This window comes from Pseudomonas sp. DCB_AW (genome assembly GCF_026240895.1).
Taxonomy (GTDB): domain Bacteria; phylum Pseudomonadota; class Gammaproteobacteria; order Pseudomonadales; family Pseudomonadaceae; genus Aquipseudomonas; species Aquipseudomonas kermanshahensis.
The window spans coordinates 11,995-37,445 of the sequence record NZ_JAPFCE010000019.1 but is presented as its reverse complement, the minus strand read 5'-3'; the positions used below and the strand labels follow the sequence as shown (position 1 = coordinate 37,445).

Sequence of the window (25,451 nt, the reverse complement as noted above, 5' to 3'; positions counted from 1 at the left end):
CGGGGGTGTGTGAATATTCGCCGAGAAGCGTAGGTTTCTCGGCGCTGGCCAAGGACTCTACTGTCGAGGCTGAACGATCAATTCTGGGCAGCGTGGCGCATCCAGCTTCCGATACGTCCCGGCGCTTTTCAGCGGAGCAAGCTACGAATCACCACAAACAGTATTACCGAGCCCACAATCCCAGAGGCGACCAGCCAGCCCGTTGAGGCCATCGCGTGGAAAAACCCAGGGAAGAGTGGCGTCTTCTCAAGCTTCACAAGCACAAGGCAGAGCCATGGCATGAGGATGACGTAAAGCAGTGGAACATAAACGATTGTCTGAAGGACCAGTGTCAGTCCGCCAGCCCAGTCGTTCCAGTCGTGTGGTTTGGCCATGGTGTTTTCCTTTTCTTGAATGGGATGAGTGAATCATCCGCTTCCTACTGCCCTAAACCCAGTTTACGCTCTGGCGTCGGTACAGAGCGAGCAAAGCACCCGCGACAGGCGGGCTTTGCTGAGGATGTTTGGCAGCAGTCATGGACTGCTACCAAACGCTTTACTGGGAGACAGACGGACGGTTGTTGGACGTGAGGGCCCGGTTTTTTTGGGGCTGGAATCAGGTGGATTCTTTGATGTACCTCATAGGGTATCTATAAACAAATCAGCTAACTATGGCTTTCAGTGGAGTCGAATCGGGAAATTCGGTGGCTCCAGTGACAGCTATGCCCACCCTTCAAAAGCTAGGTGGGGAGCTGCCGAGAACGACTTATCACGGTCGTTGGGTGCCTGTAACATCGGAGGCGATTCATACTTCTTCAATACACCGTCCTTCATGCTTGAAGTTAGGTGACATCGGCGCTCACGCAAACGCCATTTGAATAGCTATTGAAATCTTGGCCAGCTGTAGGAAATTATACAGCTGAGTCTGGGCTCTAAGGAGCTTCCATTCTAACGTCTCCTACCGAGTGGGTGTGCGTTCCGTCTGTCTTAATTGAGAGAAGTAAGTGAACGCTCAGTGATCATTTCTGCCACTGGCCGTTTCTCAAAACTTTATCGGGCTATCCTTCTGCAGCTGAATTATTCCTGATTATCATTGCCTTGACGCATCTCCGAGGATTACCCTCGAAGCAAATAGTATTCATAAAGTATTTGCGTAAAAGGGGGCAGTCTATTTTCCAGCGATTCAGCAGCAGAAGAATCTGCTCACTGTGGGCGTCCATAATCTCGGTTTTGGCAAGCTCCGCATGCCACTAATAAAGTTGCTATAAAGAAAAAATCGTCAGACGACTGGCATTATGGAGATTCCAGAGTCTTTGCTGGCCCTCACTGAAGTCTGAACTATTACGGAGACACACTGACGACTGTTGGCTGAGAGTCCCAGTTATCGCCGCGATGGAGTTGAGCGATTTTTAGCCGTGGCTCATACGGCTCCATTGCCCAGCAAAAACACTCAAACTTCGTAGCAACCAAACAACAAATTATATTTAAGCTCCACAAACCAAAAAAACAATAACGAAATAACCAAGGTAGTGGCATATTGCCACGAAAAAAATTCTCGATTATCATAGCGTTAACCCAGAACATTGAAAGCTTCATCAGTTCAAACTTTAGAAATCTCAAAGTTACCAAGTCAGCCACAAATTACAGTACATAGGAATGATCTGAAATGTGGAAATCTAGTCGCGCAATATCAGACTTACTTGAAGAAATTCCAAACACAGCCGACCTAGAGAAATTTTATTCTCTAAGTATTATGTGGCGAAACGCTGTTTACCCTTGCGACTACAGTGCCGCCCCTGAATGGACTTCACTTTTAACTTTTAGCCGCGAGGGAGAAGAGTTATTAACCCACATTCGCGGAGACATACAGTCAAATGAGCCAGACTTATATTTAGCTCTATTCATGAAGTTCAATCATCATGACCTGATTTTTTCACACGAGTTGTCTAACCTAGATGGCATACTATCTCTTCTTGAAAAAGAAACACAAAGCAACAAAATCAAGTTTCCTTATAGATTCGGCCGTACACTATACGACAAATTCCACGAATTTGAGCACTTCGATAGGGCCAACCACTTATTACCACAAGATGTAGACGCGCTACTCAAAGACACCCCCAAAGGAGTGTACCAAGTCGGCAACTTAACTTTAGGGCCATTAGGAGTGGTTTACTCAGCAGAGCCTAGAGCTATTTACCCAGAGTTGAAATTACCACTTTGGCACTGCGCTGACACTGGATGCAACACAGTCCATATCGTTGATTTAGTTCGCCATCAACCTCCTGTCGAGAGAATCTTCAGCGCGATAAATCGAAAAGGGAATGACCTTTTCGGCCCGTCCTCCGAATGGAAAGCCAAACTGAAATGGTTACATCGTGAAGGACGCTGGGAAAACGGTAGAAAATATTCAGATTTAATTGAAACAATTGGCGACTGTATCGTAGGCAAGGAGAGGACTGCGCTAACAGCGCACGCACTCAAGGGTGCTTCAAAACTTTCCCTCCGTCAAATAATTACAGCCCCCCCTAGAAAAAAATCAAATGGCGACGGCTCGGCCGAGGATGTTGCCCAGCGCTTAACCTCAGAAGAGCAATTACAACTACTCATGTCTTTAGAGAACAATATACTGGTCGAGTATATTGACGAACTAACTGACAGAAGACTAATAAAGATACCGTTAGGGGATGTACGAAAACCTGAGTTCAGCGCTTCATCGAGGACTAAAGATCAGCGCTGCCAGCTTTCGGCATTGGGCCTACGGTCATATAGACCCAACCCAATTTCAAATCTCTCTGCGCTAATCCTTCAGGCTTATGAGTCGGAAAACATAGTAAATGAGCTTGCATGGAAGTTAAGACAAGCAGGAGGAAAAAACCTTAGAGAGGCTTTATTTAACCACATTAGAGATAAGGGGCCAGAGACTTCCGTTAGAGAACTAGTCCTTTCGAGCGCAGCTCTAACCAAAACAATCTGCAGCGAAGTCTCTTTATCGCTTAAACATATCTCGTCTAATGACAAAAAGTCCGTAGAAAAAATCTTATGGAAGCTTGGTTTTAATCCGGCTGACTATAGCGACACACTCAAACGATTGAAAGTCAGACTTAGCGACTTCAATCAAAAGCTACTATCAATCCCTTCAATTGATACAGAGGATGATAGGGAAGACATTCGATCAGCAGGTGTAAACCTATTCGTTTCTTTAGAAGAGTTTTTGGACAGCCTCATATCCTATAATGTATGGCTGCTCTACAATGACCACTTCTCCTCAAACAGATTTAGTTACGATATTGATGAGGCTCGACACTGCGTCACTCAAGCACTTAGCATATCCAATGAGGATGACATGGTAGTCGTCCCTTGGTCAGAGAGTGGAGATAACACATTAGGAACCCTTCTACATTATTTAGCTAAGACCGCATCGTGGATAGAGTCACTAGAGGATGCCAACCGAGATCAGCTCAAAAAGGATGAAGACGATCTCCCACACTACTACGACGATAAGCTAAGGCCTTTCCCATTCAGACATACACAATTATGGGCAGACGCTGACCTTAGTGAGCTGTCCAAATATAAAGATGGATTCATTACAATAGCGAGACTCATTGGACAAGCAGATTTAGCATCCGTCAGGAACGGAATCGACCACCATCGGGATGAATATAGCTTTCCTGAGTCCGACAAAATGTTTGCCTGCGTTGCCCGGCTTTCTCAGGCTTTGGAAAGCGCCGACATAAATCGGTACTTCCCTAAGCAATTTTGGCTGGAATCAAAGAAAGAGAACCGCTACGGAGTCAGAGAATACTCTTATCTAGATTATGCCGATCGAGAGCTTATTATTTTTGGACCAAATGTCGCAATGGGCCTACCCAACCAAATCTATGCCCATCCAGTAATTATTGCGCCTGGCAATTTACTAGGCTATCCAAACTCGCAGCTAATGTTTTGGATACAAGAGCGCAATGAATATTCAAATTTCTGGAGAGATTACCCTAAGAGGCGAAAACCTGAGCCAGCCCGGGAGAATGAGCCACTTGGGTCAAATTCATCAAATCATGAGCAAACAGCCAGTAAAGCCCCGACAGCATCATTAAGCTAATGGTATGTTGACGCATTAAATTTACCCACTAGAACCCCACCTATCCTAATGGTGGGGTTCTGAGTTCTGACTCAACGACTTATAGCATCGCTGTAACCACGCATCCGAACTCTAACCAAAGAAAAAGCAGAAGAAGTCCATTACGTGCCATAGCAGTTCGCACCTCGTAAAGGCTCTTAAGCATTAGCACATAGACACGGCACTGGGCAGCACCATATTCAGCGTAACAAATGGCGATTACGCGCCAGGGAAGAAAAAGGGACAGATTTATTTATCCATGTGATGGGCACCACCCTGCTCCTAGTTGCCCAGGGCGAAACCTCTATGCTCAGCTTGCATGCCGATCTGGGTTCGCTCGGTCTCGGTTGGCATGAGCGTTTCTCAGATAATCGACTTCTGGCTATTCAGCACCGGGTAATCGGCGCTTGTTACAATCCGGCGGCATCCGATCCCCCTTCGCTTGGATGCCAAATCTCCGTCAATCCTTTTTGGAAAGCCTTCCTCAACTCATCAGGACTTTTAAACTCTCCAAAACGCATGTCAACATACAGGATGGTCATCGCGGTAATTTTCTCATCGTACTTTTCTAATTTATTTATTATAAGTACCAAATCATCGGCCTGCACAATTACCTTTCCCTCAAGAGCTAAACCATAAATAGAATTTACGTTGTTTTTCTTGTGATCATGTTCAGCTCTAAGCCCCGCGGGTAAACCCGCTGTTACAGCGAACGCACCAGCTTTTAAATGTAGAGCAAGACGGTTACTCTCCAATAGATGGGATGGTTGCTGAGGACGATGGATCAGCGTGGGATGGCAGGGCTCGGCCTCAGGATCATGTCTGGCCAGAAAAATCATTATCTATAAAATTTCGGGATTTTGTATCGTAACCATTGAGCGAAGCCCCGATGCAGGAAATGGATTATCTCAAAATACACGCATCCCTAAGTGGAAAACGGCAGGCGCTTAGGCTGGATAGCGGGATAGTTCTGAGGGCTGAAACCCAAAAGACAGCGAGCACAAAAAAGCCCGCACAAGGCGGGCTTATCTTGAAACCAGATACCGAAAAATCACCACTGGCTCATCTCACTGGTGCCGGAGACAGACGGACGGTTGTTGGCCGTAAGGGCCCGGTTTTCGCGGGGCTGGAATTTGGTGGATTTTTTGATGTACCTCATAGGGTATCTATAAATAAATCAGCCACTCATGGCTTTCCGTGGAACCGAATCGGAAATTGCAGAGGATTCAGTGAGAACTACGACACCCGCTTCTAATGCTGGGTGAGGACCGGCAGAAAACACCCCTTTGCGATGCAAACAATCAGAACCGCTCGGGGATGTTGATGGAGCTAGGAGCGATTCAGTACTGAATCCGATTGAGGTAGATCTTCAGCAGAACTGCTGGGTTGTAAGTCAGGCGACCCGTTGCAGCTGAATCGACGCTCTCTAAGCCGAGTTCTACCGAATCGAATTCATAGACGAAAATGTCGACTACCCGAACTGGGCTTTCTTCGGCGTTATAATTATGTAGACACTTGAGCAGCAGTGTGACCTGCGTCCGAGCCTCACCCTCGATGAATCGCTTCATGATCGTTCCCACCACGATTTAGACGATTAGGAGGCTAGAGAACCGTAGATGTTTTCACACAGCCTGGCCCCATAGCAGATAAACGAAAAGAAACCGTTCTTCTGCTCCGTCTTGGAATAGGCTTGGTCGAGCTGCTATCAAGGAGCTATGCTTTGCAAGGCATTTTGATATCTCAATTAATAAGCATGGATTATCCTGATGAAAATCGTTTCACTCATGATCGCTGCAGTCCTTTCTTTCTCCTCAGTAGCTGCCTTCACGCACAGCGACGACACACTGACTCAAAGGGATGCCAAAGCAGGCGAGCGCCACTGCCACTAAGATAATCTCCAGCACCTTGAGCGCTGGTGCTCTTGACTTCTAAATACGCCGACCGCAGATAAACAGTCAACGACTAAAGCGACTTGCGGATACACGTCGTAATTTCTATCGTAAAAATATGGAATCACGCCTGAGCGTAGATTATTATACGACAAAGCCAACCATAACACCTTGACGACGACCATTACTCACTAATCTTAATACGGAGAGTAGCATGAAAATTATTTCATACTGGAAAAATCACAAAGAAATACATGTCGATAATGGCTTGGTTCTTATTATTGGTTGGTACGATCACAAGAATAAAGATAATGGTGGAAGTAAGGCATTAGGGGTTCACTGGGGAGATTATCCACATTCCAGGGGGATATTAAGCCCTTGTGTAATACCGAAAGCCACTCGCAGCGCTATTCTTTCCGGGCTGTTGCATCAAGCCGTTTCCAGTGCAAATCTGAAGTTGGTGGAATCAATCACTGAAGCAATTGAGTTCTTCCATGCCTAGCCACCCCACTATTGCTTAGTACGTCATTAGTTTAGTAAACGTTTGGCCAAGGAGGAATCCATGCCGTTTCGAGTAATTGAACTGACACAGGGAAATCTAAATAACAACCACCTTTACCTTTCCGGCATCATAGATTTATTCCCACCTGAATCCATTGGTGGAGCGAATGCAAGTAAGCTAGGTGTTCAACTAGAGATCCACTGCGGTATTACAGGACCGATACTCACTGACATTGCAGGTGACAAAAAGATTTTTAGAAAGCGGTCATGGGTGGGGGAATTTTTTCAGTCTCATACCCTGTCTGCTGGAAGCCGGATCATAATTGAAAGAACTGGGACCAATCGTTACCACATTTTCCCTGCGCGAGGGTAATACACAAACAGACCAATCGCGGTAACCAGTGGCTCAAGCCGCCGGGTCGATTCGACCAAGGGCGTCCAAGATGAACTAGGTGGTAAGCAAAAATATGATTGCTCTTAAAAAACTTTCCAATATTATTTGGCTGAATAGAAGGACGATAGATTTTGGCTGTGCCATGTCTTGGGATGAAGACACTTTTTTACAAACTTGGGTGCGCCAGAAGGATGAAAAAGCATGGGCGAACCTACCGGGCTGGTATTGGTTTGAGTCTGACCTAACTCTGGAGGAACTTGAATATCTTGAATTGCCTCTATCTCTTCCAAAAAAGGCGACCAAGTTTAATCAGGTGGCAGTATTCAATAAAATGCGGCTGGCACCTTCTGATATATTTAGGCCAAAAGGAGATGAATTGAATGTGGTTTATAGCGGTCAGGAAGGTCGAGTTTTTTCACGCCTCAGGATTCACTTCTCTTTGACCGAGAAGAATACCGGGACCGGGGCGCTTGGTATTTCTAAGTATCCATTGAGTGACAGGAGATGGCGAGCGAGCTTCTTCCATGAAGGAATGATCGATCAAGTCCCAGATATTAAACAAGAAGACCGAAACTCTCTCCGAGTGCTAATTTCGGAGAAGCACAATCGAGATTTACTGGAGACATGTTGGCGCATAGAACATGGATGGCCTGCGCTATGCATAAAATAGTTTAAAATTAAATACGTATTTTACTGAAGGCGGCGAAGCCCATTTTGAAGCAGTAAATGTATACATGCATTCTGGGTTTGAGAGTTAGGTGCCTTTTAAATTATTTCTACTAGTTCCCTTTTCTCCAATTTCAGCTGCTTTCTCCAATAGTTGATAAAGCTGTCGGATGGGTGGGCACGGCATAGGGTAAACAGCTCTTGGCCAACTGCGGTAAAGTTCACCTGTCCTGTTGAGATAGAAACACTATCCTCTGTCAGGTTTTCTGGCTCGGATTTCGGAATAATCATCTCCAATTGCTTTCCAAAGTAATTCATTAGTATCGAGTGACAGTCTTCAGGGGTGTCTTGATTAATTTGAGAGTCTACTGATACCGCAAAGCCTTCAGATGAATAATGCACAAGCCCCATAGACTCAAGATGCAGAGCTGAACCATAATCTACATCATGATTACGATAATAGCTTTCGCCTATGTCCAGTATGAACAACTCGGCACTTTGATCACGCGCCACTGCAAATGAGCAAAATTTTGTAAATAACTCTGCATCGCTGCTTTCGAGCACCGCGAGTGTACTAATGGTCTTCTTAGAGTAGCTGGATGTATTCGATGCTTTTTTTGCCAATACTTCTCCCCAAACACGCTGCATTTCTGGCTCGCTAATTGAATCGCAGTGATTAAAGAAATAGCTCAGCCAGTCTTTACTTATTTCGTCTGGACTTGAATCGTGAGAAAGTGAGCTAATAGCATTCGCGGTGATTCGCTCAATATTGTCTTGCTTGAACGCTTCTCGTCGTATATGACTTTGTATCGCCCTATGTTCTATTTCAGATAGCTGGAGCCTGCTATTTAAATTAATCAGTTCGGCATGAGCCTGTGCCTGCGCAAGCTTGATTATTTTTCTCGGCTCATATAATACTCCAATGGCATTTGATATTTTTTCAATTAGTATGCTTGCCGTTTGAGTAAGGCCACTTGAATTCGCAAGGAATTTTTCGCTATCGCTCATTTCTCGCTCTCGGATGTTATTAAATTTTACGTTCGTGCATTTGGTTGGGTCTGATATCTGCCTTGGTAATTTGCGGACATCTCGGAATCTGAATTTTCGGATGTGCCTAGACTGCGATGCAAGTCAATATTTATGAGAAAAATTTGACTTAACTATACTTGATATATAGCTATTGAGTCCACGCCCCGCCACTGCCAGGCGTTGTAGTTCAGCGACCATGATTGGACCGGGGCGTTTACTATCATAAACGTAGGTCCGATAGGTTCCTGATGCAAACTGAACAGTGATCGCACCTTCGCTCAATTCGTAAGCAACTACGTTTGACTGTCCACTGAGATTTTTGTAACGTTCCATGTTTTCACCCAACAAGAGATGGCAAGTCGCCACCCATCTACTCTAGACCTCATTTTACTTCCAGCCAATACCCAGATTCCGTAATCGAGAAGGAGCCCCAAATTTTTGGGCTTCTCTCTGCCCAATTTGATTCCGCTGAAAGCCATAACTAACTGATTTGCTTATACGCATCTACTGGAGAACTCCGGTTCGTAGGATAGCCAACTCCCTGCTCGGGCTTGGCAATTTCACGCACTGATCATTGCGAAGCGCTGCCGTGGTCCTGTTAACACTGGATAGGCGGTTTTGTGCGGTGCTGACGGCGAGGTCACCGCGCCTAACATGTCGCGCAAGTACGCCGCATAGTCGGTCACCTCCTTCCGATCAATCTGCTGCGCGTCATTGATACCCAGGCTCTGTTCGGAGCGGCACCACTTCACGAATGCCTGCCACCTGTCACAGTGCGCCTTGACCGTGCCGTAGTGACCGCCGCCGAACATGTCTTTCAGCGCCTGCGGCCCGGCGTAGCTCAATTGCCTGCCGTAGCCGAAGTTACGACCATCGCGTCTACCCACCAATGCCATGCCGGTTACCTCATCTTCCGCTCTCCAATCCTCGCCCCACGTCATCCCGCCAAGAATGCTGAGTGTTATCAGGGATCAAGACCCCTGCGACCTGTGGGGATGTCCTCTAACGCGGGACTGGCGGCTCCTTACGTCCGGGAGCAAGGGCATCTCATAATCTGGCCTCCTGAACACCGTTACCGGTGGGCGGGTGGAGACTGCATTGGCTGACGAGACCAGTGCCGCGAGATCCTGAGCCAAGTGCAAGCAGCAATGCGATGACCGGGGCATGCCTGACTGTCAGTCAGGTGCAGTCCATTCCTTGGTCTGCGGCACCATCATCCACATGGCTGTTGCTGGTGACATCGGCGTTTGTCACGCCGATTGTCACGAGGGGAATTGCCGCAAAGCCATGTGCGATCAGGGCTGCAGCAGTGGTAGAAGTGCCCGTCTCTTTCCAGGAGAAAGAGACGGGCACAGGTTGGCGCAATATTCGGCCAAGCGGATAGGTTGCTGCAGGGCAGCGAGATACGGTGTGTCTGGCACACAAGGGCCATATGTGTAAGAGCATCCATCACCGGGAAGGTGACCGGGCGAGCTGCCGGATGCGAATCGCCCTTGGGGAAAACCACCGCGGGAACGGCGTGACCTTTAAGGTTCTAGTCACCTGGGGTGCTGTCATCGACAGCGCTTGCACGACCAGTTCTACGCCTGTGGATAAACCCGGTCAAGGATCGAAATTCAGCGCTATTGAGGACGAGAAATGCGGTTATCCACCGGTGGAATTCCGTGGTAAATCTCGGACAACATCGTGGCGTTTAGCTTTTCAAAGTGAGGTCCATCCAAACAGGGCGGCTTTGCAGCCCTGTTTGGATGGACCCGCGCGAAAGAGCAGCCAGCTGCCGATCTTGCAGGCTCACCCGCGATTGAATGCGCCATGGCCATTCGGCAAGGCGGTGACGTTGTCGCCTACCGGGTGGGCAAACTCATGAGGGGTAATATGGCCCGATCTGTTGGCATCAATGTAGTTACTCCACCACGCCATGATCAACCGACGCTGCTCCAGAAATTGGGCCTTGTGGATGTAAGCAGCGCGCACGCGGTTACGCTCCTGATGGCTCATCTGCCGTTCAATCGCTGCGTCCGTCCATAGCCCTGATTCGAGCAAGGCACTACAAGCCATGGTCCTGAATCCATGCCCGCAAACGTCCTTGGTGGTGTCGTATCCCATATTGCGCAGCACCTGGTTAACCGTGTTCTCCGACAAGGGCTTCCAATACCTGTGATCACCGGGCAACACGAGTTCAGAGAAGCGATTCAAGCTGCGCAGCCGTTCAAGGATCTCGATGACTTGAGGCGACAGCGGCACTATCTGAATGTCTCCACTCATCTTGGTCCCGCGCGTGGAATAGCGGACGCCTTCAATCGGCTTGCGGGTATCGGGGATTTCCCACATCGCTCGTTGCAGGTCGAATTCATCCCACCGCGCAAAGCGCAGTTCACTAGAGCGCACGAACACATGCAGCGTCAGCAGCACTGCGAGCCGAGTGAGCTCGCGACCGGTGTAGTTGTCGATTCGATCCAACAGTTCAGGAAGGCGATTCAGCGAGAGTGCAGGACGATGCACGGTGCGCGGCGCTTGAATCGAGCCGGCCAGATCGAGCGCCGGATTTTGAGTGATCTGCCGCGCCCGCTTCGCACCCCGCATGATCGTGGATAGGTAGTTCTGCACACGCAGCGCAACATCCATTGTGCCGCGATCCTTGATTCGCTGGGTAACCTCAAGCAGATCGTGGGTGTCGAGTTCGGCGATGGGCCGCTGGCCAATCAGTGGAAACACATGGGTGCGCAACCTGCTCAGCACCGTCTTGGCGTGGCCCTCGGTCCAGCGCCGGGACATTTCGACGTGCCACTCCAGGGCAACAGTTTCAAAGAGAAGGCTCGCCCGCTGGGCTGCGATCTTGGCCTTTTGCTTTTCTTCCATCGGATCAAGATTGTCTAGCAACAGAGCCTTGGCCTCATCGCGCTTGGTCCTTGCGACGGCCAACGAGACGATGGGGTACTTGCCGATAATTAGCGTGCCTTCCTTGCCGTTGGGTTTGAAATACCGCAGCCGCCAAGTCTTCGAACCAGTTGGTGCGACGTACAGGTACATACCCCCGCCGTCGAACAGTTTGTAGGCGCGATCACGCGGTTTGGCCGTGCGGCATTTGAGGTCGCTGAGTGGAATGGCTAGACGTGGCATAAGGGTACGTTCTCCATTCAGGAAAGACGCTGTACCCCAAAAATACCCCCGGTTATTGGGGATTTTGTTGGTTCCCGACGGAGGGTCGTGGAAACGAAAAACCGGCCAAAAGGCCGGTTTAGAGAGCTTCCAAAGCATTAGGCGGAATGCAGTGGAGCTGGATGTGGTGCCGGAGACAGGAATCGAACCTGCGACCTTCGCGTTACGAGTGCGCTGCTCTACCGACTGAGCTACACCGGCGTGTAGCGCAACGTACCACTGCCGCAGCCGTTACGCAAACCCCTGTTTCCCTTCGTTTATTGCCCTACCCTCATGCCCCTTTGCAACCCTTTGGCGCCAGGTCTGCCTCGATGTTGGTGGTGCAGGTCCATCCGGTCGCGGAGCGGGTCAGGGTGATGGCCTTGCCAACCACGGTGGCCGGGGCGTCCACCAGGGTGCATTCGATGATCCCGGTACCGTCAGCAGCCTTGCCTTCAGCTTTGATCGCGCAATGCGCCGTCGCTGGCTGGCCGCCTAGCGACCCTACATCCAGCACGTCCTTGCCTTCGTTCAAGCGCAGGTCCATGGGGGGCTTGAGTGACGTGATCTCCAACAGCCCGGCCGCCGCCTTGGCGCGGGACTGGTGGTTGGTGTACATCGGGATGGCGATGGTCGCCAGAATGCCGATGATCGCGACGACGATCATCAGTTCGATCAGGGTGATACCGCGTTGCCCTTTCATGAACGTTTTCCTTGTTTATACGCATACACATTTGGGGTCACTCTCGACCCCAGGCTGGCAGCGGCGCAGTAGGCCTGAACAGACACCTTTTGTCACCCCTGCCCGCCTGGGCGTCACCTTCGCTGAACTACTCTAGTGAGCATCAGGGAAGCACGCCCTCTCATGGACACGGCAAGCTGTTTCCAAGCTTGTCGCTCGGGCAAAAAAGGACCTTTGCATGAACCATTCGATACGCCTCTACGCTTGGCAGGGCACCGACGCCAATGGCCTGGCCGTCAGCGGGCAAACACCTGGGCGCAGCCCGGCTTATGTGCGCGCGGGGTTGCTGCGCCAGGGCATTCTGGTGGCCAGTTTGCGGCCGGCCGGTGGGCTGGCGTGGCGGTGGCCAAAGCGGCCGGAAAAAGCTGACCCGGTGGGCTTCAGCCGGCAGTTGGCGACCTTGCTGAAAGCCGGGGTGCCGCTGCTGCAGGCGTTCGAGGTGATGGGGCGCAGTGGGTGTGATGCGGCGCAAGCGGCGTTGCTGGTGCGATTGAAACAGGATGTGGCGTCGGGGCTGGGGCTGGCGGATGCGCTGCAGCGCCACCCGGGGTGGTTCGATACGTTGTACTGCAACCTGGTGCGGGTGGGTGAGCAGTCGGGCACGCTGGACCGGCAGCTCGAGCAACTGGCGGGCATGCTGGAACAGCGCCTGGCCCTGCACAAGAAGGTGCGCAAGGCGATGATTTACCCGCTGTTGCTGCTGCTGACGGGGTTGGGGGTGTCGGCGGTTTTGTTGCTGGAAGTGATCCCGCAGTTTCAGAGCCTGTTCGCGGGGTTTGATACTGCGCTGCCGGCTTTTACGCAGTGGGTGATCGACTTGTCCACAGGGCTGGGGCGTTATGCGCCGCTGTTGCTGGTCGGTATGGCGATGCTGGGTTTGGCTGGGCGCCAGCTTTACCGGCAGCATGCGCCGGCGCGCCTGTGGATATCTCAGCGGGTGCTGGGCCTGCCGGTGTTCGGCGCGCTGCTGAGGCAGGCGGCGATGGCGCGTTTTGCGCGTAGCTTAGCAACGTCGTACGCCGCTGGGGTGCCGCTGCTGGATGCCATGGGGACGGTGGCCAAGGTGAGTGGTGGTGAGTTGCATGAACATGCGATTTTGCGGTTACGCCAGGGCATGGCCAATGGGCAGGGGCTGAACCAGGCGATGGCGACTGAGCCGCTGTTCCCGCCCCTGCTGGTGCAGTTGGTGGCGATTGGTGAATCCAGTGGCACGCTGGACACGATGCTGGAAAAAGCCGCCAGCCACTACGAGGAACAGGTCAGCCAGGCGCTGGAGCAGTTGACCAGCCTGCTGGAGCCCGCCATCGTGCTGGTCCTGGGCCTGCTGGTTGGCGGCCTGGTGGTGGCGATGTACTTGCCGATCTTCCAGCTGGGTAGCTTGATCTGAACATGACTTTATGGACCTTCCTGGCTTTGCAGCCGGCTTACTTCATCATCTTGGCGACCGTGCTGGGGTTGTTGGTGGGCAGTTTTATCAATGTGGTGGTGTACCGCCTGCCGATCATGCTGGACCGCCAATGGCAGCGTGAAGCACAGGAGGTGCTGGGGTTGCCGGTGGCCGAGCATGCGCGTTTCGACCTGTGCCTGCCGGCCTCGCAGTGCACCCAGTGTGGGCATCGGATTCGGGCGTGGGAAAACGTCCCCATCCTCAGTTTCCTGGCGTTGCGTGGGCGTTGCTCTGCCTGCAAGCAGCGCATCAGCGCGCGTTATCCGTTGGTCGAGCTGGGTTGTGCGCTGCTGTCGATGGCGGTGGCCTGGCGCTGCGGGGCCAGTGTCGAGGCACTGGTGCTTCTGCCGCTGACGTGGGGTTTGCTGGCCCTGAGCTTGATCGACCATGACCAACAATTGCTGCCTGACGCCATCGTGCTGCCGGGGCTGTGGCTTGGGTTGATCGTCAATTACTTCGGCGTATTGGTGCCCTTGCCCGATGCGGTGTGCGGTGCCGTGGCTGGGTACCTCACCCTGTGGACGGTGTACTGGCTGTTCAAACTGGTGACCGGCAAGGAAGGCATGGGCTATGGCGACTTCAAGCTGCTTGCACTGATCGGTGCCTGGGGTGGCTGGCAGGTGCTGCCGCTGACCTTGCTGCTGTCGTCGGTGGTGGGGGCGTTGGTGGGCGTGTTCCTGCTGCGGATGCGCAAGCATTCCATCGGCATGGCCATGCCGTTTGGCCCCTATCTGGCAATTGCGGGGTGGATTGCTGTGCTCTGGGGTGATGAAATATACGCCTCTTACCTGCAACTGCTTGGATTCTGATGACCACTGCAGCTTTCACCCCCTGGATTCTCGGCCTGACCGGTGGCATCGGTAGCGGCAAGAGTGCCGCCGCCGAGCGTTTCATCGAGCTTGGCGTGCACCTGGTCGATGCCGACCAGGCCGCGCGCTGGGTGGTTGAGCCTGGTCGCCCGGCGCTGGCCAGTATCGTCGAGCGCTTCGGCCCAGGCGTGCTGCTGGACGACGGCCAGCTCGACCGCGGCGCCTTGCGCCAGCTGATTTTCGCCGACCCGGCCCAGCGCCAATGGTTGGAAGCCCTGCTGCACCCGCTGATCGGGCAGGAGATTTTCAGCTACCTGGCCAAGGCGCAGTCGCCGTATGCGGTGTATGTGTCACCCTTGCTGATCGAGTCTGGCCAGCATCGCAAGACCCAACGCGTGTTGGTCATCGATGCCCCGCAGGCGTTGCAGGTGCAACGCACCCTGCAGCGGGACAACACCAGCCCCGAGCAGGTGCAGGCCATTTTGCAGGCCCAGCTGGCCCGCGAAGAGCGCCTGCGCCATGCCGACGATGTGGTGGTCAATGACCGCGACCTCGCGGCGCTGCACGAGCAGATCGACCGTCTGCACCACTTTTACCTGACTTTACGAGGAGGCCAGCCATGAGCCAGCCATTGACCGTCGATTGCCCGACCTGTGGCGCACCTGTGGAATGGGACGAGAAAAGCGCGTTCCGGCCGTTTTGTTCTGACCGTTGCAAGCTGATCGACCTGGGGGCTTGGGCGGCTGAGGAGCACAAGATCGCGGGTTCGGAAGAGTCCGAAGATGAGCTGTATTCCGGGGACCTGGAGCCGCGGCACTAAGCTGATCCCTGGCCCCGTGTAGGAGCGGCCTTGCGGCCCATCGCGACGCAAGGCCGCTCCTACAAAGGGCGGGGGTCAGTGTTCATCGTCCTTCCACGGCGCCTGCAGGTACCGCGTGCGGTTGAAGGTTTCCAGCCACTCCGGGCAAAACACCACCAGCGCACTGATCACCATGCCGTTGATGAACGCCTCGGGGAACATCATCAGCCACAGGTAGCCCACAAAGTCACTCAGCCACTCCGGCATGGCAAAACGCCCGTCCAGCCACAAGATACCCAGCCCGGCCAACAGGCACACCAGCACCGTCAGCGCCGCGGGGAAAAAACCTGAACAAAAGATATACACGAACAGGTTACGCGGTTGCGCGCGTTCGACCGCGATGGCGCACAGCTCGGTAATCAGCACCGGCAACCCGATCAACAGCAGGCCGTTCACACCGAGTGCCGCCAGGTCCTGACGCCCCAGCGCCAGCAACCCCAACTGAGCCATAAACCCCCCCAGCACAGCCAGCGGCCAGTCCAGCAGCAGGGTCACAGCCGTCATGCCAATGAAGTGATACGACACGCCCGTATCGAAATCGCGCCTGACCAGCCACAGGGCAAACAGGCAGAACACCGTGCCAAACAGCAGGTGCTGGCGGCGCCGGTCGGTGAACAGCTCCACCCAGCGCGCGCGGCTGGCGGCCCAGAGCAACAGTGGCACGTAACCCAGCCAGCCCAACGTGAGGCTGGTGCCCGACAACACCTGTGCACTGATCACCGGACGAATACCCCTCTCTCCCTTGTGGATAAAGGTGAGTCTACACCCATTCTCCGTTTCCTCCGGCTGCTGTAGGCTGGCGCCTCCACGCGCTTAACCTGGCCTGATCTGGCGGCCGCCCTTTCTGCATGCGGATGCTTCTGCCTGGGGTTTGGCGTGGTGCATCTGCTGGGTATCGTGCAGCAGTGGCCGGTGATGAGCTGATTTCTACGCACAAACAGCATCTTACCGTCATCGATTAGCGACTAAGCTTGTCTGCATGGATGACTCAGACTACCTGCGCCTGCTTACCATCCAGGCCGAACAAGCCAATGCCTTTCTCTCCAATGCACGCAAATGGGAGCGTGAGCGTTGGGTATGCCAACGCCTGCTGCAAGGGTTGAACATTCCCTACCGCAGCGAGGACTTCACGCCAGCCGGCCAGGAGCCGCCAGACGTGCTGTTCCGCGATGCGGCATTCGAGGTGTTTTTCGTGCTGGACGAAGGCCGCCGCCTCAACGATGAGTGGCGCGAAGAACTGCAACGCCGGCGCAGTGCGTTTTCCCTGGCGCAATTGGTGCGCCGTGAAGCACGCCCGCGGCGGATCAGCGCCACCGAACTGCTGGCTCGGCTGGCCCCGACCTTGCGCAAGAAGGCGCACAACTACCGTGAACGTGGGCTGGAACTGAACGAGCTGGACATCATCGCCTTCGCCAGCCTCAAGCGCGAAGTGCTTGACCTCAACACTCACTTCCCGCCGCCCACCGAATACCTGCGCCAGGGTTGGCGCTCGCTGTCACTGGTCGGGCCGACGTTCGCCAGGGTGTTGTTCGCCCACCCGGATGCGCCAGACTTCTTGCGCGGCAACCTGGGGCGCAGCATTGTGTTCGATGTGGGGATCAGTCTTTGATCCAGTGCCGAGAGTCTTTGCGATGGCGTACACTCGGCGCCAGAGATAGAAAGCATTATCATTTGTTTCAAGCGCTTGCCTGAACGCTGTAGCGTTTGCGCAGTCACAAACGTCTATCTGACGAGGCCCACCATGACCAGCCGCCTGAATCCTGAAGATCAGCGTCGTGTCGATGAGTATCTACGCGCCCCCCAGCACCAAGTCGAGCGCAGGCCCTTCCGGCCGTGGCTGCTCCTTGTACTGGTGGTGGCCGTGACCATTGGTCTGGGCCTCATAAGCCGCCTGTTGAGTGGACTGGTGCTATGAGCTGCCTTGCGCTCGCCCTCCCCTCGTGCAGTTTGCGGCCGGCCCCCAGGGCCACGAATTCCGTAAACCTTATGAGATATCCCCATGACTCATCGCATCGTGATTGTCGGCGGCGGCGCCGGCGGCCTGGAACTGGCGACCCGCCTGGGTAAAAGCCTGGGCAAGCGCAAGCAAGCCGACATCACCCTGGTCGACGCCAACCTGACGCACATCTGGAAGCCGCTGCTGCACGAAGTGGCAGCCGGCTCGCTGAACTCCTCGGAAGATGAACTGAACTACGTGGCCCAGGCCAAGTGGAACCACTTCAACTTCCAGCTGGGGCGCATGAGCGGCCTGGACCGTGAAGGCAAGCAGATCCAACTGGCCGCCACCCTCGATGAAGAGGGCCGCGAGCTGGTGCCTGCGCGCACGCTGAGCTACGACACATTGGTCATCGCCGTGGGCAGCAACACCAACGACTTCGGCACCTTGGGCGCGGCGCAGCACTGCCTGTTCCTGGACACCCGCAAGCAGGCCGAGCGTTTCCACCAGCAACTGCTCAACCACTACCTGCGCGCCCACGCTGGTGATGTGGCCAGCGAACAAATCAGCGTGGCCATCGTCGGTGCCGGTGCCACTGGCGTAGAGCTGGCGGCCGAGCTGCACCACGCGGCGCACGAGTTGGCAGCCTATGGCCTGGACCGCATCCAGCCCAAGGACATGCACATCACCCTGATTGAAGCTGGCCCAAGGGTTTTGCCTGCGTTGCCCGAGCGCATCAGTGTGCCGGTGCACAAAACCCTGGAAAAACTGGGGGTGAAGGTAATGACCAATGCCGCGGTCAGCGAAGTGACCGAGGATGGCCTGAAAACCAAGGACGGCGAAGTGATCCAGGCCAGCCTCAAGGTGTGGGCGGCGGGTATCCGTGCGCCGGGGTTCCTCAAGGACATCGATGGGCTGGAAACCAACCGCATCAACCAGCTGGTGGTACGCCCTACCCTGCAGACCACGCGCGATGACAACATCTTCGCCTTCGGTGACTGCGCCGCGTGCCCGCAACCGGGCAGCGACCGCAATGTGCCGCCACGGGCCCAGGCCGCACACCAGCAGGCTTCGATGCTGGCGCAAAGCCTGAAGGCGCGGTTGGAGAACAAGGCGCTGCCGACTTATGAGTACAAGGACTACGGTTCGTTGGTATCGCTGTCGCGCTTCTCGGCGGTGGGTAACCTGATGGGCAACCTGATGGGCAGCGTGAAGCTGGAGGGCTGGCTGGCGCGGATGTTCTATGTGTCGCTGTATCGCATGCACCAGATGGCGCTGTACGGGTTCTTCCGTACAGCAATGATGATGCTGGGTAGCAAGATTGGGCGTGGGACAGAGCCGCGGTTGAAGCTGCACTGACAGCTAAGCCCAGCCCCTCAGGCTGGGCTTTTTTGTGGCAGATCACCCAGCCCTTTGGGCTGCGGCAAGCTGTTTCCAAAACCTGTGGGAGCCGGCTTGCCGGCGATGCAGGCGCCGCGGTGCATGGCACCGGCTTCGCCGGTGTTCGCGGGGCAAGCCCGCTCCCACAATGCGTCAATTTTTAGAAATTGCGCAAGACAGTTGCTCCCAAAGGGCTCCGCTTAAACAGAAACCTTAACGGGTGCTTTTTTCGTGGGTTAAATTCGAGGCAAAAGAAAAAGGGCATCTCAGTCGAGATGCCCTTTTTACATGGTGGGTCGTGTAGGATTCGAACCTACGACCAATTGGTTAAAAGCCAACTGCTCTACCAACTGAGCTAACGACCCTGAAAATGGTCGGGGTGAGGGGATTCGAACTCCTGACATCCTGCTCCCAAAGCAGGCGCGCTACCGGACTGCGCTACACCCCGAGATTGGCTCCGCGACCTGGACTCGAACCAGGGACCCAATGATTAACAGTCATTTGCTCTACCGACTGAGCTATCGCGGAACTGAACTTCGGTACATCTTTACTACTTCGAAGTCTGTGTTAGCTTCGATCTCTTCAGCTTCTCTGCTTTCGCTTTGTCGCTGCTGAGGCCGGCTATTCTACATTCTTCGTTTTGCTTGTCAACCACTTTTTTTCATTCAACTTACTGATTTCTAAGTTGTTTTGCTAACACCGATGTTCGTGGTGATTCGCTTAGTGCCTGACAACGCGGCGTATATTAGGGGCACTCGATTTTAGATGCAAGCAGAAATTTCAAAATTTTCAGCAAGTTATCAAAAAAACCTGCGAGGCCCCGATTTTACGGTGTTTGCCGGGCCTATTCGTGGGCAAGCCCGCTCCTGCAGTGGCATCAGGGGCATAAAAAAGCCCCGCTGGTGCGGGGCTATTTTTTTCAGCTGGATCAGGCAAAGACGATTTCGTCGCCTTCCACCTTGGCAGTAATCGCCGACCCTGGCAGGAATTTGCCAGAGAGGATCAACTGCGCCAGCGGGTTTTCGATCCAGCGCTGGATCGCACGCTTCAGTGGCCGTGCGCCATACACCGGGTCGTAACCCACTGCGATCAGCTTGTCCAACGCCTCAGGGCTCAGGCTGAGCGACAGTTCACGCTCCAGCAGACGGCTGCGCAGGCGGCCCAGCTGGATTTCGGTGATGCCGGCGATCTGGTCGCGGCCCAGGGGCTCGAATACCACCACTTCGTCGATCCGGTTGATGAACTCCGGACGGAAGTGCGAACCCACCGCATCCATCACCGCAGCACGCTGCGCCTCACGGTCACCGACCAGTTCCTGGATCTGTGCAGAGCCCAGGTTGGAGGTCATCACGATCACGGTGTTGCGGAAGTCCACAGTACGGCCGTGGCTGTCCGTCAGCCGGCCATCCTCAAGCACTTGCAGCAACACGTTGAACACATCCGGGTGCGCCTTCTCTACCTCGTCGAGCAGCACCACCGAATAAGGCTTGCGCCGTACCGCTTCGGTCAGGTAACCGCCCTCCTCGTACCCTACATAGCCTGGTGGAGCGCCGATCAGACGAGCCACGGAATGTTTCTCCATGAACTCGGACATGTCGATACGCACCATCGCCTCTTCCGTGTCGAACAGGAACTCGGCCAGGGCCTTGCACAGCTCGGTCTTACCCACACCGGTCGGGCCGAGGAACATGAACGACCCACTTGGCCGGTTCGGGTCGGACAACCCGGCGCGGGAGCGGCGTACGGCGTTGGCCACGGCGGTAACGGCTTCGTGCTGACCGATCACGCGCTGGTGCAGCAGCTCTTCCATCTTCAGCAGCTTTTCGCGCTCGCCTTCGAGCATCTTGGCAACCGGGATGCCGGTCCACTTGGACACCACTTCGGCAATTTCTTCCTCGGTGACCTTGTTACGCAGCAGCTGGTTTTCCGACTTGCCGTGCTGGTCGACCATCTGCAGGCTGCGCTCCAGGTCTGGGATCACCCCGTACTGCAGCTCGGCCATGCGGCTCAGGTCGCCTTTACGACGGGCGCTTTCAAGCTCTTGGCGGGCCTGCTCGATCTTTTGCTGGATCTGCGCCGAGCCTTGCACTTCAGCTTTCTCGGAGGCCCAGATCTCTTCGAGGTCGGAATACTCACGCTCCAGCCGCTCGATTTCCTCGTGCAGTTTTTCCAGGCGTTTTTTCGCGGCTTCGTCTTCTTCTTTCTTCAGCGCCTGGGATTCCACCTTCAGCTGAATCAGACGACGGTCCAGACGGTCGAGCACTTCAGGCTTGGAGTCGATCTCCATGCGAATGCGGCTGGCCGCTTCGTCGATCAGGTCGATGGCTTTGTCCGGCAGCTGGCGGTCTGTGATGTAGCGATGGCTGAGCTTGGCCGCCGCAATGATCGCGCCGTCGGTGATGGCCACCTTGTGGTGAACTTCGTAGCGTTCTTTCAGGCCGCGCAGGATGGCAATGGTGTCTTCCTCGCTCGGCTCTTCTACCAGTACCTTCTGGAAGCGACGCTCCAGGGCGGCATCCTTTTCGATGAACTGGCGATACTCGTTGAGCGTGGTGGCGCCAACGCAATGCAGCTCGCCACGGGCCAGGGCCGGTTTGAGCATGTTGCCCGCGTCCATGGCGCCCTCGCCTTTACCGGCGCCGACCATGGTGTGCAGTTCGTCGATGAACAGGATGATCTGGCCTTCCTGTTTGGACAGCTCGTTAAGCAGCGACTTCAGGCGCTCTTCGAACTCGCCGCGGTACTTGGCACCGGCGATCAGCGCCCCCATGTCCAGCGCCAGCAGGCGCTTGCCTTTGAGGCCATCGGGCACTTCGCCGTTGATGATGCGCTGGGCCAGGCCTTCGGCGATGGCGGTTTTACCCACGCCAGGCTCACCGATCAGCACCGGGTTGTTCTTGGTACGCCGTTGCAGCACCTGCACGGTACGGCGGATTTCGTCATCGCGGCCGATCACCGGGTCCAGCTTGCCCTCTTCGGCACGCTTGGTCAGGTCGACCGTGTACTTGTCCAGAGCCTGGCGCGACTCTTCGGCGTTGGCGTCGTTGACTGCCGCGCCGCCACGCAGGTTATTGATGGCGTTTTCCAGGGCCTTCTTGGTCACGCCCTGGCTCAACAGCAGCTTGCCGAGCTTGCTGTTCTCGTCCATGGCGGCCAACAGCACCAGCTCGCTGGAGATGAACTGGTCGCCCTTCTGCTGGGCCAGGCGGTCGGCCTGGTTGAGCAGGCGCGCCAGGTCCTGGGACATGTTCACGTCGCCCGTGGGGTTCTGGATTTTCGGCAGTTGGTCGAGTTCTTTCACCAGTGCCTGACGCAGGCTGTTGATGTCGAAGCCGACCTGCATCAGCAGCGGCTTGATCGACCCGCCCTGCTGTTCGATCAGGGCCTGCACCAGGTGCAGGGGCTCGATGGCAGGGTGGTCCATGCCTACGGCGAGGGACTGAGCGTCGGATATTGCTAATTGAAGCTTGCTGGTCAAACGGTCTATTCGCATGGGAGTACCTTCCTGTTAGGGCAGGTCGGAGCGATGGACAGCGCCTTTAATGAAGAAACCTGCCAGAGATGACCAATAGATATGGGTGATTCTGGAAGATTCAAGCGTAGCGGGGTTGACCGAGGTCAACCTGATGGATTAGTGGTGGCTGCGTTGAGGGCTTGCCCGCGTAGAGGCGTGATACGTCAGCGAGGGGCTAGCCAGACCAACGAGGCAAACCGCCCACCTTGGGGCGTGCGGCGATACGAGAAGAACCGTGAGTCGCTGACCGTGCAGAAACCACCGCCATACACCGCCGTCACGCCACGCGCCGCCAGGCGAATACGCGCCAGCGCATAAATGTCGGCCATCAGCTTGCCCGGCCGCTCACCGTCGACAAAGGCCTTGGCAGCCTCCGGGTGCACGGCGGTAAAGGCATCACGCACTTCCAGCCCCACTTCGAACGCCTGCGGGCCAATGGCCGGGCCCAGCCACACCAGCACGTCTTCAGGCGGCAGGGCCAAACGGTCGAGGGTCGCTTCCAGCACCCCGCCCGCCAACCCGCGCCAGCCAGCATGGGCTGCAGCCACGCGGGTACCCGCACGGTCACAGAACAGTGCGGGCAGGCAATCGGCAGTCATTACGGTGCAGGCGATACCGGGCTGATCAGTCCAGCTGGCGTCGGCCTCGGCCACCACGGCCGGGTCGGCATCCGCCACCACCAAGCCATGCACTTGCTTGAGCCAGGCAGGCTGGATAGCAAATTCATCGCTCAGACGGCGGCGGTTTTCGGCGACTGCGACAGGGTCATCACCCACGTGATCACCCAGGTTGAACGCTTCATAGGGCGGCAGGCTGACGCCGCCCTGACGCGTAGTGACACAAGCGCGAACCGAGGCCGGGGCCGGCCAGTCAGGAAACAGCAGCGCCTGCGTCAGACCGTTCATCCGATAAAGCTCTCGCGGTCTTCGTTCAGCAGTGTCAGCAACCAGAGGAAATCATCCGGCAACGGCGATTCCCACTTCATGACTTCACCGGTAATCGGGTGGGCCAGCGCGAGGAAACGCGCATGCAGCGCCTGACGCGGGAAGGTCTTGACCGCCTCGACCATGGTTGGGCTGGCAGCCGGCGGAATGCGGAAGCGCCCACCGTACGTCTGGTCGCCGACCAGTGGGAAGCCCACATGGGCCATGTGCACACGAATCTGGTGGGTACGGCCGGTTTCCAGCTTGACCCGCACGTGAGTGTGAGAACGGAAGCGCTTGAGCACACGGTAGTGGCTGACCGCCGGCTTGCCGCCGTCGGTTACCGCCATGCGCTGGCGCATGCCGCCGTGGCGACCGATCGGGGCGTCGATCTTGCCGCCGGAGGTCACCACACCAATCACGATGCACTCATAGATGCGGCTGACCTTGCGGCTTTGCATTTGCTCGACCAGCCGGGTCTGCGCCTGCAGGGTCTTGGCCACCACCATCAGACCGGTGGTGTCCTTGTCCAGACGGTGGACGATACCGGCGCGCGGCACGTTGATGATGTCTGGCACGTGGTGCAGCAAGGCATTGAGCAGGGTACCGCTGGCATGGCCGGCGGCCGGGTGCACAACCAGCCCGGCAGGCTTGTTGATCACCATGATATGGTCGTCTTCGTAGACGATATCCAGCTCGATGTCTTCTGCGATCCACTCGCCCTGGGCCTCTTGTTCGGCCTCCAGGACAAGCACAGAGCCACCATAGACGGTGTCTCGAGGGCGCACGACGGCACCATCGACCGTCAGGCGGCCCTCTTTGATCCACGTAGTAAGCCGCGAACGCGAGTACTCGGCGAACAATTGGGCGGCGACCTGGTCGAGGCGTTGACCGCCCAGATCGGACGGTACCTCTGCGCTAAGTTGAATGATCTCGGACATGCTCGATTCGGCGGGCGCACAGCCTTTGGTTTCGGCTGCGAGCTTGTGGTTAAATACGGCTTCTTTTGTCCCGGGGTTGGCCGGGGCGCTCATCATAACAGGACGGCACCGCCCAAGACAGCGGCCGTCAAAGGGACGCAAGCCGCCATGCAAGTGAAACACCTGCTGCTGATCGCCATCCTCGGGCTTACCGCGGCCTGTTCCTCTAACAAGGAAGTCATTGACGAGAACCTCAGCGAAGCCGAGCTGTACCAGCAGGCCCAAGCTGACCTGGACAATTCCAGCTACACCAGCGCCGTGAACAAGCTCAAGGCCCTGGAGTCGCGTTACCCGTTCGGCCGTTACGCCGACCAGGCGCAGCTCGAACTGATCTACGCCAACTACAAGAACACCGAGCCGGAGGCCGCCAAGTCTGCCGCCGAGCGTTTCATCCGCCTGCACCCGCAGCACCCGAACGTCGACTACGCCTATTACCTCAAGGGCCTGACGTCGTTCGACCAGGACCGTGGCCTGCTGGCGCGCTTCCTGCCGCTGGACATGACCAAGCGTGACCCGGGTGCCGCCCGTGACTCGTACAACGAATTCGCCCAGCTGACCAGCCGCTTCCCGAACAGCCGCTACGCGCCGGACGCCAAGCAGCGCATGATCTACCTGCGCAACCTGCTGGCCTCCTACGAGATCCACGTGGCCGACTACTACCTGGGCCGCCAGGCGTATGTGGCTGCTGCCAACCGTGGCCGCTACGTGGTCGAGAACTTCCAGGAAACGCCATCGGTCGGTGACGGCCTGGCAATCATGGTCGAGGCGTACCAGAAGATGCACCTGGACGAGCTGGCTGCCACCAGCCTGGAAACCCTCAAGCTCAACTACCCTGACCACCCGAGCCTGGTCGACGGCGAGTTCCAGCCCAAGCAGACCGAGTCTGACGGCCGTGGCTGGCTGTCCAAGGCGACCCTGGGCCTGATCGAAACCGACGCCCCGCTGCCGCCGGGCGAAACCCGCGCCAACCAGGACGTGGTCAAGCAGTTCCAGGACGCTCGCTCCGAGATGCCGCAAGAGCTGTTGCCGAAAGACGAAAACGGCGACGTGATTCTGCCGCCTGGCCCGAAAGAAGCCGAGCAGGACCGTTCGTGGTTCAGCTACATGACCTTTGGTCTGTTCGACTGATTGATCGCAACACAAGAAAGGGAG

At 55.5% G+C, this 25,451-nt stretch carries 22 protein-coding genes, 4 tRNA genes and 2 pseudogenes; 12 read left to right on the top strand and 16 right to left on the bottom strand.

The window, feature by feature from the left end; all coding sequences use genetic code 11:
• Positions 1 to 128 precede the first annotated feature (128 nt).
• Entirely contained in the window at positions 129 to 374 is a 246-nt protein-coding gene (locus OO306_RS13335) for a hypothetical protein (RefSeq protein WP_085274297.1), read from the bottom strand.
• Between the two features lie 1,270 nt (positions 375 to 1,644).
• Here OO306_RS13335 and OO306_RS13330 point away from each other — a divergent pair.
• On the top strand, positions 1,645 to 4,074 hold the full coding sequence (locus OO306_RS13330; RefSeq protein WP_265968965.1) for a hypothetical protein: 2,430 nt from the start codon (positions 1,645 to 1,647) through the stop codon (positions 4,072 to 4,074).
• A gap of 428 nt (positions 4,075 to 4,502) precedes the next feature.
• Here the strand turns inward: OO306_RS13330 and OO306_RS13325 are convergent, their stop codons facing one another.
• On the bottom strand, positions 4,503 to 4,931 hold the full coding sequence (locus tag OO306_RS13325) for a hypothetical protein (RefSeq protein ID WP_265968963.1): 429 nt from the start codon (positions 4,929 to 4,931) through the stop codon (positions 4,503 to 4,505).
• Between the two features lie 507 nt (positions 4,932 to 5,438).
• Positions 5,439 to 5,660: pseudogene (locus OO306_RS13320) on the bottom strand (IS5/IS1182 family transposase); the annotation flags it as partial.
• A gap of 535 nt (positions 5,661 to 6,195) precedes the next feature.
• Between OO306_RS13320 and OO306_RS13315 the strand changes: the two are divergent.
• The 3 genes from OO306_RS13315 to OO306_RS13305 all read left to right on the top strand — a co-directional run bounded on the left by OO306_RS13315 (position 6,196) and on the right by OO306_RS13305 (position 7,546).
• The gene (locus tag OO306_RS13315) at positions 6,196 to 6,483 is read left to right on the top strand and encodes a hypothetical protein (protein WP_265968961.1); all 288 of its coding nucleotides are present in this window, start codon (positions 6,196 to 6,198) and stop codon (positions 6,481 to 6,483) included.
• Positions 6,484 to 6,543: 60 nt separating this feature from the next.
• Complete coding sequence (locus OO306_RS13310) at positions 6,544 to 6,855, top strand: hypothetical protein (protein WP_016501569.1); 312 nt, start codon at positions 6,544 to 6,546, stop codon at positions 6,853 to 6,855.
• A 94-nt stretch (positions 6,856 to 6,949) separates the two neighbouring features.
• Positions 6,950 to 7,546 (top strand): hypothetical protein, encoded by a 597-nt coding sequence (locus tag OO306_RS13305; RefSeq protein ID WP_265968959.1) that lies wholly within the window; start codon positions 6,950 to 6,952, stop codon positions 7,544 to 7,546.
• A gap of 95 nt (positions 7,547 to 7,641) precedes the next feature.
• Here OO306_RS13305 and OO306_RS13300 read toward each other — a convergent pair whose 3' ends face one another.
• The 6 genes and pseudogenes from OO306_RS13300 to OO306_RS13275 all read right to left on the bottom strand — a co-directional run bounded on the left by OO306_RS13300 (position 7,642) and on the right by OO306_RS13275 (position 12,412).
• Positions 7,642 to 8,550, bottom strand: a complete 909-nt coding sequence (locus tag OO306_RS13300) for a DUF2806 domain-containing protein (RefSeq protein WP_265968957.1) — start codon at positions 8,548 to 8,550, stop codon at positions 7,642 to 7,644.
• A gap of 123 nt (positions 8,551 to 8,673) precedes the next feature.
• Complete coding sequence (locus tag OO306_RS13295; RefSeq protein WP_016501572.1) at positions 8,674 to 8,904, bottom strand: hypothetical protein; 231 nt, start codon at positions 8,902 to 8,904, stop codon at positions 8,674 to 8,676.
• A 180-nt stretch (positions 8,905 to 9,084) separates the two neighbouring features.
• Positions 9,085 to 9,467: pseudogene (locus tag OO306_RS13290) on the bottom strand (integrase); the annotation flags it as partial.
• An 895-nt stretch (positions 9,468 to 10,362) separates the two neighbouring features.
• Positions 10,363 to 11,691, bottom strand: a complete 1,329-nt coding sequence (locus OO306_RS13285; RefSeq protein WP_265968954.1) for an integrase arm-type DNA-binding domain-containing protein — start codon at positions 11,689 to 11,691, stop codon at positions 10,363 to 10,365.
• A 164-nt stretch (positions 11,692 to 11,855) separates the two neighbouring features.
• Positions 11,856 to 11,931, bottom strand: a tRNA-Thr gene (locus tag OO306_RS13280).
• A 70-nt stretch (positions 11,932 to 12,001) separates the two neighbouring features.
• A complete protein-coding gene (locus OO306_RS13275; RefSeq protein ID WP_027594556.1) occupies positions 12,002 to 12,412 on the bottom strand; it encodes a pilin in 411 nt (136 codons plus the stop codon).
• 217 nt (positions 12,413 to 12,629) lie between these two features.
• On the opposite strand from OO306_RS13275, the gene OO306_RS13270 reads away from it, so the two are divergent.
• From OO306_RS13270 to yacG, 4 genes are read left to right on the top strand one after another with little or no spacing between them, the layout of a single operon-like run.
• Entirely contained in the window at positions 12,630 to 13,838 is a 1,209-nt protein-coding gene (locus OO306_RS13270) for a type II secretion system F family protein (RefSeq protein WP_265968951.1), read from the top strand.
• Between the two features lie 2 nt (positions 13,839 to 13,840).
• Positions 13,841 to 14,707, top strand: coding sequence for an A24 family peptidase (locus tag OO306_RS13265; RefSeq protein WP_265968949.1), 867 nt, complete (start codon positions 13,841 to 13,843; stop codon positions 14,705 to 14,707).
• The gene (gene coaE, locus OO306_RS13260) at positions 14,707 to 15,330 is read left to right on the top strand and encodes a dephospho-CoA kinase (protein WP_027594559.1); all 624 of its coding nucleotides are present in this window, start codon (positions 14,707 to 14,709) and stop codon (positions 15,328 to 15,330) included. Before OO306_RS13265 ends, coaE begins: the two co-directional genes overlap by 1 nt.
• A complete protein-coding gene (gene yacG / locus OO306_RS13255; RefSeq protein WP_265968947.1) occupies positions 15,327 to 15,527 on the top strand; it encodes a DNA gyrase inhibitor YacG in 201 nt (66 codons plus the stop codon). Before coaE ends, yacG begins: the two co-directional genes overlap by 4 nt.
• A gap of 75 nt (positions 15,528 to 15,602) precedes the next feature.
• Here the strand turns inward: yacG and OO306_RS13250 are convergent, their stop codons facing one another.
• On the bottom strand, positions 15,603 to 16,286 hold the full coding sequence (locus OO306_RS13250; protein ID WP_099428277.1) for an energy-coupling factor ABC transporter permease: 684 nt from the start codon (positions 16,284 to 16,286) through the stop codon (positions 15,603 to 15,605).
• A 259-nt stretch (positions 16,287 to 16,545) separates the two neighbouring features.
• Between OO306_RS13250 and OO306_RS13245 the strand changes: the two genes are divergently transcribed.
• The 3 genes from OO306_RS13245 to OO306_RS13235 all read left to right on the top strand — a co-directional run bounded on the left by OO306_RS13245 (position 16,546) and on the right by OO306_RS13235 (position 18,861).
• Positions 16,546 to 17,175, top strand: a complete 630-nt coding sequence (locus OO306_RS13245; RefSeq protein WP_019473259.1) for a DUF1780 domain-containing protein — start codon at positions 16,546 to 16,548, stop codon at positions 17,173 to 17,175.
• 132 nt (positions 17,176 to 17,307) lie between these two features.
• The gene (locus OO306_RS13240; protein ID WP_013970765.1) at positions 17,308 to 17,481 is read left to right on the top strand and encodes a DUF3094 family protein; all 174 of its coding nucleotides are present in this window, start codon (positions 17,308 to 17,310) and stop codon (positions 17,479 to 17,481) included.
• 84 nt (positions 17,482 to 17,565) lie between these two features.
• The gene (locus OO306_RS13235; protein WP_027594562.1) at positions 17,566 to 18,861 is read left to right on the top strand and encodes an NAD(P)/FAD-dependent oxidoreductase; all 1,296 of its coding nucleotides are present in this window, start codon (positions 17,566 to 17,568) and stop codon (positions 18,859 to 18,861) included.
• A 310-nt stretch (positions 18,862 to 19,171) separates the two neighbouring features.
• Here OO306_RS13235 and OO306_RS13230 read toward each other — a convergent pair.
• From OO306_RS13230 to rluD, 6 genes are all read right to left on the bottom strand, one after another.
• Positions 19,172 to 19,247 (bottom strand) — tRNA-Lys (locus OO306_RS13230).
• Between the two features lie 6 nt (positions 19,248 to 19,253).
• Positions 19,254 to 19,330, bottom strand: a tRNA-Pro gene (locus OO306_RS13225).
• Positions 19,331 to 19,334: 4 nt separating this feature from the next.
• A tRNA-Asn gene (locus tag OO306_RS13220) sits at positions 19,335 to 19,410 on the bottom strand.
• Between the two features lie 400 nt (positions 19,411 to 19,810).
• On the bottom strand, positions 19,811 to 22,375 hold the full coding sequence (clpB, locus tag OO306_RS13215; RefSeq protein ID WP_027594563.1) for an ATP-dependent chaperone ClpB: 2,565 nt from the start codon (positions 22,373 to 22,375) through the stop codon (positions 19,811 to 19,813).
• Positions 22,376 to 22,560: 185 nt separating this feature from the next.
• On the bottom strand, positions 22,561 to 23,301 hold the full coding sequence (pgeF, locus tag OO306_RS13210) for a peptidoglycan editing factor PgeF (RefSeq protein ID WP_027594564.1): 741 nt from the start codon (positions 23,299 to 23,301) through the stop codon (positions 22,561 to 22,563).
• On the bottom strand, positions 23,298 to 24,260 hold the full coding sequence (gene rluD, locus OO306_RS13205; protein WP_027594565.1) for a 23S rRNA pseudouridine(1911/1915/1917) synthase RluD: 963 nt from the start codon (positions 24,258 to 24,260) through the stop codon (positions 23,298 to 23,300). The genes pgeF and rluD overlap by 4 nt, the downstream gene beginning before the upstream one ends.
• Before the next feature lie 147 nt (positions 24,261 to 24,407).
• Between rluD and OO306_RS13200 the strand changes: the two genes are divergently transcribed.
• Complete coding sequence (locus tag OO306_RS13200; RefSeq protein WP_099428275.1) at positions 24,408 to 25,427, top strand: outer membrane protein assembly factor BamD; 1,020 nt, start codon at positions 24,408 to 24,410, stop codon at positions 25,425 to 25,427.
• Positions 25,428 to 25,451 lie beyond the last annotated feature (24 nt).